The organism is Cytobacillus sp. GQ23 (assembly GCF_059758675.1).
The window spans coordinates 1-317 of the sequence record NZ_JCAXER010000084.1 but is presented as its reverse complement, the minus strand read 5'-3'; the positions used below and the strand labels follow the sequence as shown (position 1 = coordinate 317).

At 49.8% G+C, this 317-nt stretch carries 3 tRNA genes; all 3 read left to right on the top strand.

What is annotated here, in order from left to right:
• Positions 1–19: 19 nt before the first annotated feature.
• The 3 genes from AC6CHU_RS25995 to AC6CHU_RS25985 all read left to right on the top strand — a co-directional run bounded on the left by AC6CHU_RS25995 (position 20) and on the right by AC6CHU_RS25985 (position 296).
• A tRNA-Met gene (locus AC6CHU_RS25995) sits at positions 20–96 on the top strand.
• A gap of 18 nt (positions 97–114) precedes the next feature.
• Positions 115–191, top strand: a tRNA-Ile gene (locus tag AC6CHU_RS25990).
• A 12-nt stretch (positions 192–203) separates the two neighbouring features.
• Positions 204–296 (top strand) — tRNA-Ser (locus AC6CHU_RS25985).
• Positions 297–317 lie beyond the last annotated feature (21 nt).

The window sequence follows — 317 nt, the reverse complement described above, 5'->3', positions numbered from 1 at the left end:
TAATTATTTTTACTGTTTTGGCGGTGTAGCTCAGCTGGCTAGAGCGTACGGTTCATACCCGTGAGGTCGGGGGTTCGATCCCCTCCGCCGCTACCATTTTAATTAAACGATGCTGGACCTTTAGCTCAGCTGGTTAGAGCAGACGGCTCATAACCGTCCGGTCGTAGGTTCGAGTCCTACAAGGTCCACCACTTTTCTTATACGGAGGAATACCCAAGTCCGGCTGAAGGGATCGGTCTTGAAAACCGACAGGCGGGTCAAACCGCGCAGGGGTTCGAATCCCCTTTCCTCCTCCATAATTTATTTTAATATTATTG